The organism is Pedobacter sp. NJ-S-72 (genome assembly GCF_053890575.1).
Window position 1 is genome coordinate 5261534 of sequence record NZ_CM132681.1, and the last position, 18317, is coordinate 5279850.

Below are 18317 nucleotides of genomic sequence, written 5' to 3' on the forward strand. Positions count from 1 at the left end.
CAGACAACCAAAAAAAACTTGTATAATCAATGGAAAACCAAAAACAAAAAAACTATGGAACGGCGTTGTACTCCATCATCACCGTGTTCTTTTTCTGGGGCTTTGTGGCCGCATCGAACGGTATTTTTATACCTTTCTGTAAGTCACACTTTAACCTGACACAATTTGAGTCTCAACTAATTGATTTTACGTTCTATGGCGGATATTTTATTGGTTCATTAATTTTATACTTTGCTTCTCAGGCCAGTAAGGTCGATATCCTTAATAAAATAGGATATAAAAAAGGGATTATCCTGGGACTGATCATTTCTGCGGGTGGTGCCTTATTAATGGTTCCTGCTGTTCATTCAGGATCATTTCTTTTTATTTTAGTAGCCTTTTTCGTTATTGCAATAGGGTTCTCTTTACAGCAAACAGCGGCGCAACCTTTTGTGGTGGCCTTAGGAGCACCTGAAAGTGGTACGCATCGTTTAAACCTTGCTGGTGGGGTAAATAACTTTGGTGGTTTAATGGGACCGGTAATTGTAAGTCTTGTGCTTTTTGGTTCTGCGAGTGATGCAGTTGCTAAAACAGTAGAGATTTCCTCTATCACTACCTTATACTATGCTTTATCTGGTTTATTCTTATTGGTTGCTGGTTTCTACGCCATCACTAAATTACCAGAAGTAACGAGTAAAGAAACAATGGAAGCTAGTCCAAAATCAAATGGACCGCTTTTAGTAATCATCCTTGGGTTTTTAATGGTACTTGCAGCTAAACCTTTAGCTGGTTTAACTCATCTGCCGGAAGCAAATTTTGTATATTCTTCGCTTGCTATTATCATTGGTGCATTAATCTTTGTACTGCTTAAAAAGAAAGAAAACGGGAATCAATGGGGTGCAATGCAATATCCTCAGCTGATTATGGGTATGATCGCCATCTTTACTTATGTAGGTGTTGAGGTAACTATTCAGAGTAACCTGGGTGCTTTACTACACCTGAAAGAATTCGGTGGTTTCCCTGAGTCTGCAATTAAGCCTTATATCGCCCTGTATTGGGGAAGTATGATGATTGGTCGCTGGACAGGTGCTGTCAGTGCTTTCAATTTATCGAAAATCACTAAAAACATATTGACCGTTATTGTTCCTTTTGTTGCTTTTGGCGTGATCCTTTTAGTAAATCACTTTACTGGTACTGATGTAGGTAACTTATATATCTATGGTGTTTGTGTTGCTGTATTGATCGTAGGATTCTTCCTTGGTCAGGAGAAACCAGCTAAAACACTAGCTATTTTTGCCACTTTAGGGGTAATTTGTATGATAGTTGGTTTAATGACTACAGGTGAAGTTGCTACGTTTGCATTTATCAGTGGTGGTTTATGCTGTTCAATTATGTGGCCTTCTATTTTTGCATTATCTATCACAGGATTAGGAAAATATACAAGCCAGGGTTCATCATTCCTGATTATGATGATTTTAGGTGGTGCTATTCTGCCACCGGTACAAGGACAATTAGCGGATACACATGGTATCCACCACTCTTATATTATCCCGCTGTTTGGGTTTGTTTACCTGATATTCTTTGCGTGGAAAGTGAGTTCGGTATTGAAGAGACAAGGAATTGATGTAGAACATATCGAAGCAGAAGGGGGCCATTAATTTTATGACAGTTAAACCTGGTTTTAATGATATTTATATGAATCTGGCGGTAGACCTTGCCGCCAGATCTCATTGTGTAAGGGCACAGGTTGGTGCTGTATTAACAAAAGATACCCGTATAATCTCTATCGGGTATAACGGGCCACCATCGGGTACCCATAATTGTGATGAAGAATGGCCTGATAAAGGCTGTGATAAAGATTCCAGGGGCAGTTGCTCACTGGCGCTTCACGCAGAGGAAAATGCGATTTTATACGCTTCCAGAAATGGATCTAAAATTGAAGGGGCTACCTTATATACTACGCTTTCTCCTTGTATCGCCTGCGCGCGATTAATCCTTTCGTCAGGGATAAAAGTTGTTTATTTTAAAGATTCTTATGCAGCTTACAAAGGGTTGCCTAGTGATGAGGGTGTGGATTTCTTAAAAAGATTCGGTGTTGAAGTGAATAAATACTAACTTTGGCCATGCTAGAAAAAATCATCATTATCGATTTTGGATCTCAATTCACACAATTGATAGCCCGCAGGGTGCGTGCGTGAGCTAATGTTTATTGCGAAATACATCCATTTAATAACATTCCGGAAACCCTATCAGATGTTAAAGGTATTATCTTTTCAGGGAGCCCGTATTCTGTGCGTCAGGAAGATGCACCTCAAATAGATTTAACACGCTTTCATCAGAAATTTCCAGTACTGGCTGTTTGTTATGGTGCACAATATCTTGCGCAGCATTCTGGCGGCGATGTTCAGGCTTCTTCAACCCGTGAATATGGAAGAGCAAATCTGAATTTTGTTCAGTCAGATAGTAAATTATTAAAAAACATAAGTTTAGATTCTCAGGTTTGGATGTCACATGGTGATACCATCACTGCTGTTCCTGAAACTTTTGAGATCATAGCAAGCACTGACAGTGTAAGAGTTGCCGGTTTCCATGTGAAAAACTCGGATACTTACGCGATTCAGTTCCACCCTGAAGTAACACATAGTACTGACGGAAAACAATTACTGGAAAATTTCCTGGTTGATATTTGTGGTTGCAGTCAGAACTGGACACCAGATGCTTTTGTTGAAACAACAATTGCAGCCCTGAAAGAGAAATTAGGCAACGATAAAGTTGTTCTTGGTCTTTCTGGTGGTGTGGATTCAAGCGTTGCAGCAATTCTTTTGCACAAAGCTATAGGAACTAACCTTCACTGTTTTTTTGTAGATAACGGCTTATTACGTAAAGATGAGTACGACGCTGTTTTAGAACAATACAAACACTTAGGTTTAAATATTAAAGGTATTGATGCAAAGGACCGTTTCTTAAGCCAGCTTGCTGGTATTAAAGATCCTGAGCTGAAACGTAAAGCTATAGGCCGTGTATTCATTGAAGTATTTGATGATGCAGCGCATGAAGTACAGGATGTAAAATGGCTTGCACAGGGTACGATCTATCCTGATGTTATTGAGTCAATTTCTGTAAAAGGCCCTTCAGCAACAATTAAATCTCACCATAATGTTGGTGGTTTACCTGATTTCATGAAACTTAAAGTAGTGGAACCTTGAATACTTTATTTAAAGATGAAGTAAGAAGAGTTGGTAAATCATTAGGTTTAGAAGACTTTATCTTAGGCCGCCACCCTTTCCCGGGTCCAGGTTTAGCGATTCGTATTCTGGGTGATGTAACTGCCGAAAAAGTAGCGATCCTTCAGGAAGCTGATGCGATCTATATTAATAATCTTAAAGAAGCAGGCTTATACGATCAGGTTTGGCAGGCAGGTGCAATATTCCTTCCGGTTCAATCTGTTGGTGTAATGGGCGATGAACGTACTTACGAAAACGTAATCTGCCTTCGTGCTGTAGAATCTGTGGATGGTATGACTGCCGACTGGTGTCATTTACCTTACCCGGTTCTTGCGAAAATTTCTAATGAAATAATCAATAAAGTCAAAGGTATTAATAGGGTTGTATATGATATTAGTTCAAAACCACCTGCAACGATTGAGTGGGAATAGATTCTGGTGTCTGATATTTATTTGTTTTTGTCTGGCGGCCTGTTCGCCAAAGACAAGAACAAATAAGTCACCTAAAAAAGAAACCGGAAAAGTAGAAGATAAAAAAGATATGGCATCAGAGAAGAAATTCACTGAGGCCAATATCTCTTTACTGGTTCCGCTGAACCTGAATAGTGCCAGAATTAAATCAGGCAGTAAAGCTGAACTGGAAAAATCTGCCATGGCCATTGATTTTTATCAGGGCTTCAAAATGGGGGTTGACTCTGCAGCTGCTACCGGGATGAACTTTAAGGTAAAAGTGCTGGACACACGTGATAATAATGTTCAGATTACTTCTTTGATCAAATCAGGCCAGATTAAAGGCACTAACTTAATTATCGGCCCTGTATTTCCTGATGGGGTGAAGTTTATTACCAACTATTCTATAGCGAATAATATTCCCGTTGTATCGCCATTGGCAGCTACACATCCTCAGGAATTTAATAATCCCAATCTGATCTCTATTGTGAATAATATTGATCTGCATGCTGATAAAATCGGGGATTATATCAGAAGGGAATATGATCCGGGAAAAACCGTAGTCGTTTTGATTGATCCAAAGAAATCGGGTGATGAGATATTAGGCGATCCTTTACGTGATTATTTCCAGAAGGGGCGGGGTTCCCGTTATACTTTTCAGGAGTATAGCTCAGTATTTACCATGGAAACTAAAATGGTTCCTGGTAAACAATATGCAGTGCTGATTTCTTCGTCTGACAGGGCTTTTGTAGTAGGGAGTTTAGATAAACTTGCTAAGATGAAAGGTGCTGGTAATGCAATTGAATTATTTGGTCATCCAAACTGGATCAAGCAGAATTACAATACAGAGAAATTGCAGTTATTGCATACAAGAATTACGACATCTTACTGGGTAGATTATAAAAGCCGGGATGTGATCAATTTCGTCAGAAAGTATCGCCAGCTTAATAAGTTTGAACCTGCTGAGTATTCATTTAAAGGGTTTGATATCGGGTTTTTCTTTGGTAAATTGTTGGCTGAACATGGGGCAGGTTATTTAAAACATCTGACCACAGAACGACACGATGGACTGGGTAATTCTTTCCGGTTTATCAAAGATGAAAAACTGGGTTATATCAATACGAGTCTGTTCTTACTGGAGTATAAAAACTATACTTTAGATCCAATAGAATAGGTTTTACATCTACCGAAAAACAATATGAAGTTAGAATATCAAGTACGTTCCTTTGAGGATGTCTTCAGTAAATATGACGGGGTTTTACCTTTGCACAGGTTTCTGGTTACCTATTTTAAACAGCACAAGCAAATGGGCTCGTCAGACAGACGCTGGGCGACCAGGTACCTGTATAGCTATTTCCGTTTAGGTCAGGCATTAAAGAAAGAGAAGCAACTGTTACGCCTTGCTATTGCAGATTTCCTTTGCAATCAGACAGAGAGTATGATGATCGATCATTATCTGCCTCAGTTTAAAGAGCAGTTGCTGTTACCGATACAAGCTAAGTTAAAGCTGGTTGAAGATACTTTCCCGAAATTTAAATTAACGGATGTTTTTTCTTTCAGCACTGAATTGTCTGAAGGGATCGATCTGACTGATTTCTTACAGTCATTCTTTATTCAGCCTGATTTGTTTCTCCGGATTAAATCTGCACATCATAAAAAGATCTTCGATTTGCTGGTTGCAGCTGAGGTTGTTGTGAAGGAAATTAGTGATAAAACACTGGCATTACCTAATGGTACAAAATTAGAAAAACTGCTTCCGGAAGATCAATATTACCAGGTACAGGATTTATCATCTCAAAAGACGGGTGAATTCTTTGCTCCGCAGCCTTATGATTATTGGTGGGACTGTTGTGCCGCGTCTGGAGGGAAATCTCTTCTGCTGCATGATATGGAGCCTAAAATAGAGCTGCTGGTCAGTGATGTCAGAGAGAATAGTTTGCACAATCTGGATGAGCGTTTTCAGGCTGCGGGTATTAAGAAATATCATAAGAAGGTGCTTGATCTGCTACAGAATAATGATCAGGATTACATGACTATGTGTTTGATGGGATTATCCTTGATGCGCCATGTACGGGTTCCGGTACCTGGGGCCGCACACCAGAAATGCTGGTTCATTTTGATGCACATAAAATTGAGTACTTCTCTAAATTGCAAAAAAGTATTGCTGAGCGTATCGTGAAATATCTGAAAGTGGGCAAACCATTGATTTATATCACTTGCTCGGTATTCAAAAAGGAAAATGAAGAAGTAATCGCTCACCTGCTTGCTAACTTACCAGTTACGCTGGAAAGTATGCAAAGCATTACTGGGTATAATGATAAAGCTGATACGATGTTTATCGCAAGGCTGATTAAAAAAGATTAATAATAGGGTCTGTCTGAAGGGTTTCGGCTTTTTTGGACAGATCCTTTTTTTAATGTTTTATAAACCTGTGTTACTTCTGAACAGCTTAATCGCGATAGCCAGTAAGATTACACCAAATGCCTTTCTCAATACGTTTAAGCCTGACTTTCCGAAAAGCTTTTCTAAACGTTCTGTATTCTTCAGCACGAAATAAACGAACATCATATTGATTAAGATACCTACTATAATATTCTGAGTAGCGTATTCAGTTTTAAGAGATAACAAGGTTGTCATGGTTCCGGCTCCCGCGATCAATGGGAAGGCCAGGGGAACTATAGAGACTGTTTCGGGAGCATCTTCATGGAATAAGGTTAGCCCCAATACCATTTCCATTGCAATACAAAAAATAACAAGTGAGCCGGCAATGGCAAAAGATTCTACATCCAGTCCTATAACTTTCAACAGGGTTTCTCCTGCAAACAGGAAAATGATCATCAGGCAGGTGGCTACAATTGTGGCTTTTTCGGACTCGATATGACCTGCTTTACTACGTAGCTGAATAACCACAGGAATAGCACCTAATATATCAATGATCGCAAACAAAACCATTGAAGTTGAGAGTATTTGACTTAGATTGAATTCCATGGTGTATTTTTGTGTAAATGTAAAATGAATTAAATAAAAAGCCACTTATATAAGTGGCTTTTTTATTTAATTCATTTTAAAGAGGGCTTATTTTAATAAGCTGTCATTATATTCTCTTCTGATCTTGCTATGTTTCTTACTGTAAGCGTAATAGATGATCACACCCAATCCCATCCAGATCGCTAAACGCTCCCAGCTGACAATAGGTAAAGAAGCCATCATCAATACACAAACGACAACACCTAATATCGGAATCAGAGGAACCCATGGCGTACGGAAAGGTCTTTCCAGTTCAGGATTAGTTTTTTCTCAAAATCAATACACCTATACAAACCAGTGAGAAGGCAAATAAAGTACCGATACTTACCATATGGCCTAAGTCTGATACTGGAACAAACCCAGTAAAAATACTTACGAAAACCATGAATACAAGGTTAGTTTTCCATGGAGTCTGGTTTTTAGGGTGTAAATCTGAGAAGATTTTAGGCAATAACCCGTCTTTACTCATACTGTAGAATACACGGCTCTGACCTAATAACATCACCAGGATTACTGAGGTATAACCAGCAAGAATGGCAATCATTAAAAAGCGGTTTAAGAAAGTATATCCTGTTTGTGCAAAGGCAGTAGCAACCGGTTTGGCATCACCAGCAAATTTGGTGTAGTTTTCCAGTCCTGTCATTACATAAGAGAACAATACATATAATAAGGTACAGACAATCAATGAACCGATAATACCAACAGGCATACCTTTTTGTGGATTCTTAGCTTCCTGCGCAGCAGTACTTACAGCATCAAAACCGATAAAGGCAAAGAAAACAACGCCCGCGCCACGCAATACACCACTAATACCGAAATGTCCGAATTCATCACTCGAAAAGAATTCGAAGAATCCTCTTGTACCTGCTTTTACAGCTTCTTCACCTGGATTAACAGGAATGAATGGATGATGATTAGCAGGGTTGATGAAGCTCCATCCTAAAATAATAAAGATCAATACTACAGCTACTTTTACAATAACCAATACGTTATTTACAGCTGAATGAGTCTTTTGTACCTTTCATTAACAGCAAAGACAACAAGCAAACAATTACAATTGCTGGTACATTGACAATTCCACCTTCCCATGGGCCGTGTAATAGGTTTTGGGGGAAATGGATACCGAACTCTAAGAGGAATTGTGAAAAGTACTGTGACCAGCTTGATGCTACTGTAGCTGCACTTAATGCGTATTCGAGAACTAAATCCCATCCGATGATCCATGCCATAAATTCTCCCATAGTGGCATAAGAGTAAGTATAGGCACTTCCTGCAACAGGAATCATAGAAGCAAACTCTGCATAGCAAAGACCTGCGAAACCACAACCAACTGCAGCGATGATAAAGGAAAGTATTACTGCAGGACCGGCATTATCTGCCGCTGCAATACCTGTAAGGGAAAATAATCCTGCACCAATAATAGCACCAACGCCTAAGGCTACTAAATTAAAACTGGTTAGGGAACGCTTTAATGTACCCTCACCACTCTCATTTGCCTCAGCTAATATTGTTGTGGAATAGATTTTTTAAATAACATAAGTTAATTTGATAGTTAAGATTGTTTTGTTTTTGGGAATAGGGTTAATTCAATCTCAAACCTAATTAAAATATATTAAAAAATAAAAGGGATTCTCGTTGAAAATCCCTTTTATTCAATATAATGTATGGAGTGATAACAGATTAACTTTTTGTCTGTCACATAGATAACGTTTAAGCTTTATGCTGATTTCTAATCTTACTGTGTTTTTTACTGTAAGCGTAGTAGATAATGATACCTAATGCCATCCAGATCGCTAAACGCTCCCAGCTTACAATAGGTAAAGAAGCCATCATCAGTACACAAACAATGATACCTAATATAGGGACCACTGGAACCCATGGCGTGCGGAAAGGTCTTTCTAATTCGGGGTCTGTTTTTCTTAAGATCAGAACTCCGATACAAACCAGTGAGAAGGCGAATAGCGTACCGATACTTACCATATGACCTAAGTCAGATACTGGAACAAATCCAGCAAAAAGACTTACGAAAACCATAAATGCAAGATTGGTTTTCCATGGAGTCTGGTTTTTAGGGTGTAGCTCCGAAAATACTTTAGGCAACAATCCGTCTTTACTCATACTATAGAATACACGACTTTGTCCTAGTAAGAGTACCAGGATCACTGAAGTATAACCAGCAAGAATGGCAATCATTAAAAAGCGGTTTAAGAAAGTATATCCTGTTTGTGCAAAGGCAGTAGCAACGGGTTTGGCATCACCAGCAAATTTGGTGTAGTTTTCCAGTCCTGTCATTACATAAGAGAACAATACGTATAATAAGGTACAGACAACCAATGAACCGATAATACCAATTGGCATACCTTTTTTTGTGGGTTCTTCGCCTCCTGCGCAGCAGTACTCACGGCATCAAAACCGATAAAGGCAAAGAAAACAACGCCTGCACCACGCAGGATACCACTAATACCATAATGGCCGAAATCATCACTTGCAAAGAATTCAAAGAAGCCTTTGGTACCTGATTTTACCGCTTCTTCGCCTAAGTTAACAGGGATGAATGGGTGATGGTTCACAGGATTAATGAAACTCCATCCTAAAGCAATGAAGATCAATACAACGGACACCTTCACAATAACCAATACGTTATTTACTGATGAGGAGTCTTTTGTACCTCTCATTAACAGCAGAGATAGCAAGCAAACAATTATAATTGCAGGCAGGTTGACAATTCCGCCTTCCCATGGCCCGTGTAACAGGCTGGTGGGGAAATGGATGCCAAACTCTAAGAGAAATTGTGAGAAATATTGTGACCAGCTTGATGCTACTGTAGCTGAACCTAATGCGTATTCGAGAACTAAATCCCATCCGATGATCCATGCCATAAATTCTCCCATAGTGGCATAAGAATAAGTATAGGCACTTCCTGCAACAGGAATCATAGAAGCAAACTCTGCATAGCAAAGACCTGCGAAACCACAACCAACTGCAGCGATGATGAAGGAAAGTATTACCGCAGGACCAGCGTTATCTGCCGCTGCAATACCTGTAAGAGAGAATAATCCTGCACCAATAATAGCACCAACGCCTAAGGCTACAAGATTGAAACTGGTTAGGGTACGCTTTAATGTGCCCTCGCCACTCTCATTTGCCTCAGCTAATAGTTGTGGGATAGATTTTTTAAATAACATATTCAGTTTGATGGTTAAGTTGATTTGTTTTTTATAGAGTTAGTTCAACTTCAAACCTAATTAAAATATATTAAAAAATAAAAGGGATTTTTGTTGGAAATCCCTTTTATTCAGAACAATATATGGCTTAATTAAGGATGAATCAGCGTATCTGTTACATTTTTAACGGTGTCAATCTTGATTTTCCCTTTTGAATCTGTCGATTTACTGATTTGTATTTCCTTTCTGATCTCTGTCGTGCCTGGATTATTGATACCTACAGCAATGTGAGGTGCAATAATCAGTGAAACGATAGACATCAGCTTAATCAGAATGTTCATTGAGGGGCCTGAAGTATCTTTAAACGGATCTCCAACAGTATCTCCGGTTACAGATGCTTTATGAGGATCTGATCCTTTATATTCCATTTTACCTTGAATCATGACTCCTTTTTCAAAGGATTTCTTAGCATTATCCCATGCTCCACCTGCATTTGACTGGAATATTCCCATCAATACACCTGAAACTGTTACGCCTGCAAGCAGTCCGCCTAATACTTCGGGGCCGAAAGTGAAACCGACAATAATAGGTACGATTAAAGCAATTGCTCCTGGTAGCATCATTTCACGAATAGAGGCTTCGGTCGAAATAGCAACACATTTATCATATTCGGGTTTAGCTTTGTATTCCATGATCCCTGGAATTTCTTTAAATTGTCTTCTTACTTCCTGTACCATCGCCATCGCCGCACGGCCTACCGCTGCAATACAAAGAGAAGAGAAGATGAAAGGAATCATACCGCCTACAAATAATCCGGCAAGTACATTCGCTTTATAGATGTCGATAGAGGTGATACCTGAAATTCCTGCGAATGCAGCAAACAAGGCAAGTGAGGTTAGGGCAGCTGAAGCAATAGCAAAGCCTTTTCCTGTCGCAGCGGTTGTGTTTCCTACTGCATCCAGCATGTCTGTTCTTTCTCTCACTTCTTTTGGTAATCCGCTCATTTCTGCAATTCCACCCGCGTTATCGGCAATTGGACCAAAAGCATCAATAGCCAGCTGCATTGCTGTAGTGGCCATCATCCCGGCTGCGGCAATGGCCACACCATAAAAACCTGCGAAATAGTAAGAGGCATAGATCCCGGCTGCCAGTACCAGAATTGGTAATACTGTTGATTCCATTCCTACAGACAAACCACCAATAATGTTTGTTGCATGCCCGGTTGAGGATTGCTGAATGATTGAATTTACCGGGCGATTACCCATTGCTGTATAATATTCTGTGATCAGACTCATTAATGTGCCCACGAGCAAGCCGATTAATATCGCATAATAGACAGAGATAAGCGGTGAACTCGAATCCGCGGATAGACATTACCGGAGGTAACAGCCAGCGAACAGCGAAATAGGAGGCAATAGCGGTCAGTACAATAGACAGCCAGTTGCCCATGTTCAATGCGCTTTGCACACTGTCGGTTTCTTTCTTGATTTTAACAAACAGGGAAGCTACTATGGAGAAGATTAATCCTAATCCTGCAATAAGCATTGGTAATAATACGGGGGCCATGCCTCCAAACAGATCGACCGAAACAATTTCCTGCCCTAATACCATAGTCGCAAGGATCGTCGCTACATATGAGCCAAATAAATCGGCACCCATACCTGCTACGTCTCCAACGTTGTCTCCAACGTTATCTGCGATGGTTGCAGGGTTACGTACGTCGTCTTCCGGGATTCCTGCTTCTACTTTTCCAACAAGGTCAGCGCCAACATCTGCTGCTTTGGTATAGATTCCTCCGCCAACTCTGGCAAAAAGGGCAATACTTTCTGCCCCTAAAGAGAAAACCGGCTAAAACTTCGATAGTCTTTTTTAATTCTGCTGATGATCCCGGGGTGCCAGGATGTACAAAGGTATGGTAGAGAATAATAAATAAGGTTCCTAAACCCAGAATGGCTAATCCGGCAACGCCAAATCCCATTACTGTTCCTCCTCTGAATGAAACTTTTAAGGCTTGCGCTAAACTGGTTCTGGCTGCCTGTGTGGTTCTGACATTGGCCTTTGTAGCGATGCGCATTCCTAAATAACCAGCGAAGGCTGAAAATACTGCGCCTATTAAAAAGGCTACAGCGATTATAGGACTGGAATGAATTGGGCTTGCGGCACTGCCGGTCAGTGTGCCTGACCAGGCTAATAATATGCCAGCAATGATAACGAAATAACTGAGCACTTTCCATTCTGCTTTCAAAAAGGCCATAGCTCCGTCTGCTATGTAACCTGCGAGTTCAGACATGTTTTTGTCTCCTGCTTCCTGCCGGGTGACCCAGGCACTCTGGAAGGCCATAACCAGTATCCCAATAAGGCCAAAAAGGGGGATGAAGTAAATTAAATTCTGTTGTAAAAAAATCATATGTTGTTTAAATTTGGTTTCATCAGGTAGATGGCAACTCAGGCCGTTATACAAAATAAAGAGAGTTTCTGACATTGCCAAATTAATCGTGTCTGGCTGAGAGATTTACAATATAGTTGTGACCTAGTATTTTAGGATGCTTTTATTTTGATAATTTAAATATATTAGCGATGACAAACCATCCGTAACGGATTATAAAAAAATCAACCAACCAAAACCAACCAATGAACAAAGAAATTGAGGATACCTCTTTTAAGAGGGAGCTTGGCCTTTTAGACGGAACTATGCTAGTCGTAGGCTCGATGATCGGATCAGGTATATTTATTGTAAGCGCTGATATTGCCAGACAAGTTGGTTCAGCCGGCTGGCTTATCCTGATCTGGGTGCTGACAGGACTGGTAACTGTAGTGGCTGCTGTAAGTTATGGTGAGCTCAGCGCGATGTTCCCAAAAGCAGGCGGGCAGTATGTGTATCTTAAAGAGGCGTATAATAAACTGATCGCATTTTTATATGGGTGGAGTTTCTTTGCGGTTATTCAGACGGGTACGATTGCTGCGGTAGGGGTAGCCTTTTCTAAGTTTGCGGCTTACCTCTATGAGCCTTTAAGTGATGCGAACATATTATATAGTGTAGGGTCTTTTCATTTGAATGCGGCTCAGCTGGTTTCTATTGTGACAATTATTCTGCTTACTTATATCAATAGCAGAGGGGTGAAGGATAGTAAAATGCTTCAAACTTTTCTGACTATCATTAAGATTTTCTCTTTACTGGGCTTGATTGCCGGCGGATTTTTAATTGCTGCAAATACTGAGGTATGGAATGCGAATTGGGCTGATGCATGGAATACGAGGGCTTTTGATGCACAGCATGGTTCGTGGGTTTCTATTGGTGGTACTGCCTTGCTTTCAGGAATTGCAGCAGCAATGGTGGGCTCTCTTTTTTCGAGTGATGCCTGGGTTGGTGTAACTTTTATTGCTGGTGAGATTAAGAAACCGGAGCGTAATGTAGGACTTAGCTTGTTTCTCGGGACTTTCATTGTGAGTGTGATTTATATATCGGCGAACCTGATGTATATCTCTGTGATGCCTTTAAATGAGATCGCTTTTGCGAAATCGGATAGGGTGGCTGTTGTAGCAGCGCAATATATTTTTGGGGATGTAGGTACGATCACTATTGCAGTGATGATCATGATTTCAACTTTTGCCTGTAATAACGGACTGATCATGGCTGGTGCAAGGGTTTATTATACGATGGCTAAAGATGGTTTGTTCTTTAAAAAGGCGGCTGAGCTGAATAAGTCGAGTGTACCGGGATGGGCTTTGTGGTTCCAGTGTATCTGGGCTTCTGTGTTGTGTTTAACCGGGAAGTATGGCGATCTGCTGGATTATGTAGTGATTATTGTGATGATCTTTTATATTTTGACCATTTACGGGATTTTTATTCTGAGAAGGAAACGTCGGGAGTTAGTTCGCCCGTATAAGGCGTTTGGATATCCGGTACTGCCAGCTTTGTATATGGTGGTGGCTGCGGCTATTTGTGTGGCATTGCTGATGACTAAGTTTAGTACGTGTGGCTGGGGTGTACTCATCATGCTCGCAGGGATACCTGTCTATTACTTTTCTAAGCCTAAAGAGGCTATCCAATAAGAAATAAAAAAATGCTTTACCATGTTCGGCCGGCATTCTGCGCCCGAAGAGGGCTTGATTGCTATGTCCTCACATTGGTAAAGCATTTTTTTTATTTTTCTAACCTGGCCGGGCCTTTAGACTTGAGAAAAGAATAGGATGGTGATACTGATGAGCATAACTCGTTGGATTGTTTGTTGGGTGGCTTGTTAGGATTGCTTAGTTGGATTGCTTGTTAGGATTGCATAGTTGGGTGGCTTTGTCATCTGGTGCTAAGTTTTTATTATTATTATCGTTTCGTACGGGATAATATTCAGAAAGTTGCTTAAATTTAGGTGATAAAATTATTTACAACTACCTAAATCAGCAGGCATGAAATTTATTTGGACTTTAGTGTTTGTTTTTTGTTCTTCTTACCTTTTCGCTCAGCGGATCACAGGAACTATTATTGATAAGGATACCAGGCTGCCAGTTGAGAATGCCACGATAACCACGGGGTATGGAATTGTTTTTAGTAACTCGAAAGGGGATTTCGGGCTGGCTGATATTAATACGGGGGAAGTTATCAAGGTTAGCCGGGCAAATTATGTTACTTACTCTTTTACGCTTAAGGGAAATAAGGGGAATATGGTGATTATGCTTGAACCTCTTCCTTTAATATTACAGGAAGTGAGAATTGAGGCGAAAAATAAGTATCACTTTGACTCGTTGAGAAACAGACAGGAATTCAGGTCTGTGTATGGGTACAAGAGCCCGAAGATCCAGAATGTACTTGTTTCAAAATCTGCTTATGTCAGGTCTCCGCGTTTTCCTGATCGGAATATATAAATACCATGAGCACAGCTGCTATTGCTGGTATTGATGTGCTACAGTTTATTAATTTTTTTGGTAAGGATAAAAGTCCAACGTCGAGATTACAAAAAACACTTTTGGTAGGGGAAGACAATAATTATGTGGATAAGGCCTTTTCAAAATCAAAGATAACCAGGGTGACTTCTTTAAAAGGGGACCCGCTTCAACAGTTTATTAATAAATACAGACCATCACGTGCTCAGGCTGAAGATATGTCGGATTATGAGATGATTATTTATATCAAAAAGAGTTATAGCGACTTTACTAAGTCAGTTAAGAGTGGAAATCTGCCTGCTCTTAAGTAGATTTAGCCTTTGGTTTCTCCCAGTTGTTGCTTTCGTATGGCTTGAACTTTAAATTAAAAGGTGTATTTTTGCAAAAAAAAAAAAATAATAAAAAGCAATTTGGGAACTCCATTAGATTCAGGCATAAAAGGTTATAATAATTACGGTACTCACCTCACCTTAAGGAAAAGTATAAAGGACAACGTGTGTTCAAAGTGATTGTTGACGGTGGGTTTACCTGTCCGAACCGGGATGGTAGTAAAGGCTATGGAGGATGTACTTATTGTAATGTTGATTCTTTTACTCCTGAGCTTTCAAGGAAGTTACCTACAATCAGGGAACAACTGGAACAGGGAATGGAACGCGGTAAGGGCTTTTATAAAGCGGATAAATTTATCGTTTACTTTCAGCCAAATACGAATACTTATGCTCCGGTGCATTATCTGAAAATGATGTACGATGAAGCTTTATCTATTAATAGTGAAGATGTAGTCGGATTTTCAGTTGGAACGCGCCCGGATTGTATCGACGCTGAAAAGGTAGCATTGCTTGAAAGTTATGCTGATCGCTTTGATGTGGATCTGGAAATGGGAATGGAGTCTATTTATGATGATACGCTAAATCAGATTAACAGGGGATGCAGCCACGCAGAATTTGTTGAGGCTGTGAAATTACTGGATAATAGTAAGCTTGATCTTTGTGTGTGCATACGATTTTTGGTTTTCCATGGGAAACTGAGGATATGATGCTTGAATATATTCATGAGATTAATAAGTTTCCGAAAATTAAGTTTGTTAAATTCCACCACCTTCATATTGTTGAGGGGTCTATTATGGGGGCTAAATACAAAAAAGAGCCTTTCAAGTTGTTTACGCTTGAAGAATATACTGACCTTTTATGTAAATTGATTCCTTTGCTGAGACCTGATGTGGTTATTCAGCGTCTGTTTGGTATTTCTGACTGGGATTTATTAATCGCTCCAAACTGGGGATTAAATAAATCATCTATTCAGACTTATATTGACAGGGAAATCGAGAAAAGAGGTATTGTACAGGGTTCTGCCTATGTACCTGCCGTTGCCTTGGTATAATCCCCGAATAATTCAATTGTCTTCTGCTTTCTGAAATTAAAGATCTGCTGTAATTTTCGTGCTACGAATATACTATTGGCAATATTTCCGATAATTCCGTAGGGTAATCCATAGGTAAGGATGTCTGTCATTTCCACACCTCCGGGTATCTGCCTGAAATGATGCTGATGGTGCCAGAATTTATATGGACCAAACCGCTGTTCGTCAATAAAATATTTATGATCTGCTATCTGGGTGATTTCTGTCATCCAGTTTAATTTAATGCCTGCTACCGGGGATACTTTATAAGTAATAATCATTCCGGGATACATTTTTTCGGCTGTTTGCGGTGAGGTTACAGTAAAAGCCATGTCTTTGGGGGTGATTTTAGCGAGGTTTGCAGGAGAAGAGAAGAAATCCCATGCTTCGGACAGACTTATTGGAAGGAATTGAGAGAATTTAAGATGGAAAGCTTTCATGTTTTGATCAAAAAAGGTGTAGGCTAATAATAAACAGTTTAAACTACTTCTTGTTTGTGTTTTTTCTGGTAAAACTGAATAAAAACAATAATCATATATTTTCTGGCTGTTTTTTGAATTAATTTTAAATATTGTTATTGATTTTACTGTAAAAAATTCGAATAATGTATTTTTTATTATTTTTTTTTTTTTTTTTTTTTTTTTGTGATTTATGATATGTTTTTGGTCTTTTGTTTTAGTGTTTTTTTGATTTATTTGTTATTTATTTATTAATGTTTATTACTATTTTTATGTTTATTGCATAATAAATCAACCGATAAACCAATAAAAATATAATATATATGAATAAAGTTCTATTTAAACAGGTAATTCCGTTCGTTATTCTTGCGATTGTCGCAATTGCAGCGCTTTTTGTTCCATTACATGCTGATTTTGATGCAGGAAAATACAATGCAGCTGATATTGCATGGATTTTAGTTGCAACTGCATTGGTGTTTTTGATGACGCCGGGCCTTGCTTTCTTTTACGGCGGTATGGTTCACAGAAAAAATGTGATCTCAACTATGATTAAAAGTATAGTTTCTGCAGGTGTTATTAGTGTACTATGGGTAACCGTAGGCTTCAGTCTGGCCTTTGGGGAAAGTATTCATGGTCTGATAGGCAATCCATCTACTTTTCTGTTTTTCCAGGGGGTTAATTCTGGTCCGGCGTGGAGTCTTGCTCCGACTATTCCTTTAACCTTATTCGCTTTGTTCCAGTTAATGTTCGCAATCATTACTCCGGGACTGGTAGTAGGAGCTGTTGCAGAACGTATCCGTTTTACATCTTATATTTTGTTTATCGTGCTGTTCGCCATATTTGTTTATTCTCCGCTGGCACACTGGACATGGCATCCTGATGGTATTCTGTTTAAAATGGGGGTACTGGATTTTGCTGGTGGTACAGTAGTGCATATTTCGGCAGGTATGGCTGCACTTGCAGGTGCATTGGTACTTAAAAGAAGAAAAGTTCACCAGGATCATCAGGAAATCCCACCTGCAAATATCCCTTATGTATTAATTGGAACAGGTCTTTTATGGTTTGGCTGGTTTGGATTTAACGCAGGTTCTGCCTTAGGTGCAAATAACTTAGCGGTATCTGCTTTTGCCACAACAAATATAGCTGCTGCTGCTGGTGCAGCAGGTCTTTCGTGGATGTTTTTTGATGTATTGAGGGGTAAAAAACCTTCGGTATTGGGTTTTTGTATTGGTGCTGTAGTAGGTCTTGTTGCTATTACTCCGGGAGCGGGATTTGTAGCTATTCCCCATAGTATTTTCATCGGTGTTGCTGCTGCTATTATATCTAACCTTGCGGTGATGTGGAAATCTAAAACTAGCCTGGATGATACACTGGATGTATTTCCTTGTCATGGTGTAGGTGGTATTGTAGGGATGTTGCTAACTGGTGTGTTTGCTACTAAAACAGTAAATGCGGCTGGAGCTGATGGTTTATTCTACGGAAACCCCGCTTTCTTTTTTACGCAGTTAAAGGGGGGGGTGCTGATTGTAGCTGTATTCAGTTTCGTCGTGTCTTTCCTGATTTTTAAACTGATCAATGTAATTCAACCTATTCGTGTGTCTTCCGAAGAAGAAGAGGAGGGGCTTGATGCAAGTCAGCATAATGAGAAAATATTCTCTCAGGGTACTTTGATTGTCTCTTCAACAGGGCTTGAAATGGAGCAATCTACATTGGTATGATCTCATAAAATATCTTTTGCAA

Annotated in this window: 10 protein-coding genes and 6 pseudogenes; 11 read left to right on the plus strand and 5 right to left on the minus strand. The window is 39.6% G+C overall.

What is annotated here, in order from left to right:
* Positions 1 to 29 precede the first annotated feature (29 nt).
* The 6 genes and pseudogenes from ACWYN3_RS34675 to ACWYN3_RS34700 all read left to right on the plus strand — a co-directional run.
* Complete coding sequence (locus ACWYN3_RS34675) at positions 30 to 1637, plus strand: MFS transporter (RefSeq protein ID WP_456218288.1); 1608 nt, start codon at positions 30 to 32, stop codon at positions 1635 to 1637.
* A 4-nt stretch (positions 1638 to 1641) separates the two neighbouring features.
* Complete coding sequence (locus tag ACWYN3_RS34680; protein WP_456218289.1) at positions 1642 to 2094, plus strand: deoxycytidylate deaminase; 453 nt, start codon at positions 1642 to 1644, stop codon at positions 2092 to 2094.
* Between the two features lie 8 nt (positions 2095 to 2102).
* Positions 2103 to 3634, plus strand: a pseudogene (guaA, locus tag ACWYN3_RS34685) (glutamine-hydrolyzing GMP synthase).
* Positions 3591 to 4826: an ABC transporter substrate-binding protein gene (locus ACWYN3_RS34690; RefSeq protein WP_456218290.1), complete on the plus strand. Its 1236-nt coding sequence runs from the start codon at positions 3591 to 3593 to the stop codon at positions 4824 to 4826. The pseudogene guaA and the gene ACWYN3_RS34690 overlap by 44 nt, the downstream one beginning before the upstream one ends.
* Before the next feature lie 24 nt (positions 4827 to 4850).
* Positions 4851 to 5831, plus strand: coding sequence for an RsmB/NOP family class I SAM-dependent RNA methyltransferase (locus tag ACWYN3_RS34695; RefSeq protein ID WP_456218291.1), 981 nt, complete (start codon positions 4851 to 4853; stop codon positions 5829 to 5831).
* Positions 5747 to 6016: pseudogene (locus tag ACWYN3_RS34700) on the plus strand (RsmB/NOP family class I SAM-dependent RNA methyltransferase); the annotation flags it as partial. The gene ACWYN3_RS34695 and the pseudogene ACWYN3_RS34700, both read left to right, overlap by 85 nt.
* 57 nt (positions 6017 to 6073) lie before the next feature.
* Here the strand turns inward: ACWYN3_RS34700 and ACWYN3_RS34705 are convergent.
* The 4 genes and pseudogenes from ACWYN3_RS34705 to ACWYN3_RS34720 form a co-directional block, all read right to left on the minus strand.
* Complete coding sequence (locus tag ACWYN3_RS34705) at positions 6074 to 6640, minus strand: MarC family protein (RefSeq protein ID WP_456218292.1); 567 nt, start codon at positions 6638 to 6640, stop codon at positions 6074 to 6076.
* A gap of 87 nt (positions 6641 to 6727) precedes the next feature.
* Positions 6728 to 8216: pseudogene (locus tag ACWYN3_RS34710) on the minus strand (amino acid permease).
* Positions 8217 to 8389: 173 nt separating this feature from the next.
* Positions 8390 to 9864 (minus strand): annotated as a pseudogene (locus ACWYN3_RS34715) (amino acid permease).
* 131 nt (positions 9865 to 9995) lie between these two features.
* Positions 9996 to 12250 (minus strand): annotated as a pseudogene (locus tag ACWYN3_RS34720) (sodium-translocating pyrophosphatase).
* Between the two features lie 224 nt (positions 12251 to 12474).
* On the opposite strand from ACWYN3_RS34720, the gene ACWYN3_RS34725 reads away from it, so the two are divergent.
* The 4 genes and pseudogenes from ACWYN3_RS34725 (at position 12475) to ACWYN3_RS34740 (ending at position 16101) form a co-directional block, all read left to right on the plus strand.
* Entirely contained in the window at positions 12475 to 13896 is a 1422-nt protein-coding gene (locus ACWYN3_RS34725) for an APC family permease (RefSeq protein WP_456218293.1), read from the plus strand.
* A gap of 351 nt (positions 13897 to 14247) precedes the next feature.
* Positions 14248 to 14703: a hypothetical protein gene (locus tag ACWYN3_RS34730; protein ID WP_456218294.1), complete on the plus strand. Its 456-nt coding sequence runs from the start codon at positions 14248 to 14250 to the stop codon at positions 14701 to 14703.
* 5 nt (positions 14704 to 14708) lie between these two features.
* Positions 14709 to 15032, plus strand: a complete 324-nt coding sequence (locus ACWYN3_RS34735) for a hypothetical protein (protein WP_456218295.1) — start codon at positions 14709 to 14711, stop codon at positions 15030 to 15032.
* Between the two features lie 99 nt (positions 15033 to 15131).
* Positions 15132 to 16101: pseudogene (locus tag ACWYN3_RS34740) on the plus strand (TIGR01212 family radical SAM protein).
* On the opposite strand, the gene ACWYN3_RS34745 reads toward ACWYN3_RS34740, so the two are convergent.
* Positions 16074 to 16559 carry an SRPBCC family protein gene (locus ACWYN3_RS34745; protein ID WP_456218296.1) on the minus strand — a complete coding sequence of 162 codons (486 nt, stop codon included), beginning with the start codon at positions 16557 to 16559 and terminating at the stop codon, positions 16074 to 16076. The pseudogene ACWYN3_RS34740 and the gene ACWYN3_RS34745 sit on opposite strands and share 28 nt — an antisense overlap.
* Before the next feature lie 341 nt (positions 16560 to 16900).
* Between ACWYN3_RS34745 and ACWYN3_RS34750 the strand changes: the two genes are divergently transcribed.
* Positions 16901 to 18295 carry an ammonium transporter gene (locus ACWYN3_RS34750; protein WP_456218297.1) on the plus strand — a complete coding sequence of 465 codons (1395 nt, stop codon included), beginning with the start codon at positions 16901 to 16903 and terminating at the stop codon, positions 18293 to 18295.
* Positions 18296 to 18317 lie beyond the last annotated feature (22 nt).

Coding starts and splice junctions, on each gene's coding strand:
- ACWYN3_RS34695 (WP_456218291.1), top strand. CDS start 4,851: ATGAAGTTAGAATATCAAGTACGTTCCTTTGAGGATGTCTTCAGTAAA.
- ACWYN3_RS34745 (WP_456218296.1), bottom strand. CDS start 16,559: ATGAAAGCTTTCCATCTTAAATTCTCTCAATTCCTTCCAATAAGTCTG.
- ACWYN3_RS34750 (WP_456218297.1), top strand. CDS start 16,901: ATGAATAAAGTTCTATTTAAACAGGTAATTCCGTTCGTTATTCTTGCG.
- ACWYN3_RS34725 (WP_456218293.1), top strand. CDS start 12,475: ATGAACAAAGAAATTGAGGATACCTCTTTTAAGAGGGAGCTTGGCCTT.
- ACWYN3_RS34675 (WP_456218288.1), top strand. CDS start 30: ATGGAAAACCAAAAACAAAAAAACTATGGAACGGCGTTGTACTCCATC.
- ACWYN3_RS34705 (WP_456218292.1), bottom strand. CDS start 6,640: ATGGAATTCAATCTAAGTCAAATACTCTCAACTTCAATGGTTTTGTTT.
- ACWYN3_RS34680 (WP_456218289.1), top strand. CDS start 1,642: ATGACAGTTAAACCTGGTTTTAATGATATTTATATGAATCTGGCGGTA.
- ACWYN3_RS34690 (WP_456218290.1), top strand. CDS start 3,591: ATGATATTAGTTCAAAACCACCTGCAACGATTGAGTGGGAATAGATTC.
- ACWYN3_RS34730 (WP_456218294.1), top strand. CDS start 14,248: ATGAAATTTATTTGGACTTTAGTGTTTGTTTTTTGTTCTTCTTACCTT.
- ACWYN3_RS34735 (WP_456218295.1), top strand. CDS start 14,709: ATGAGCACAGCTGCTATTGCTGGTATTGATGTGCTACAGTTTATTAAT.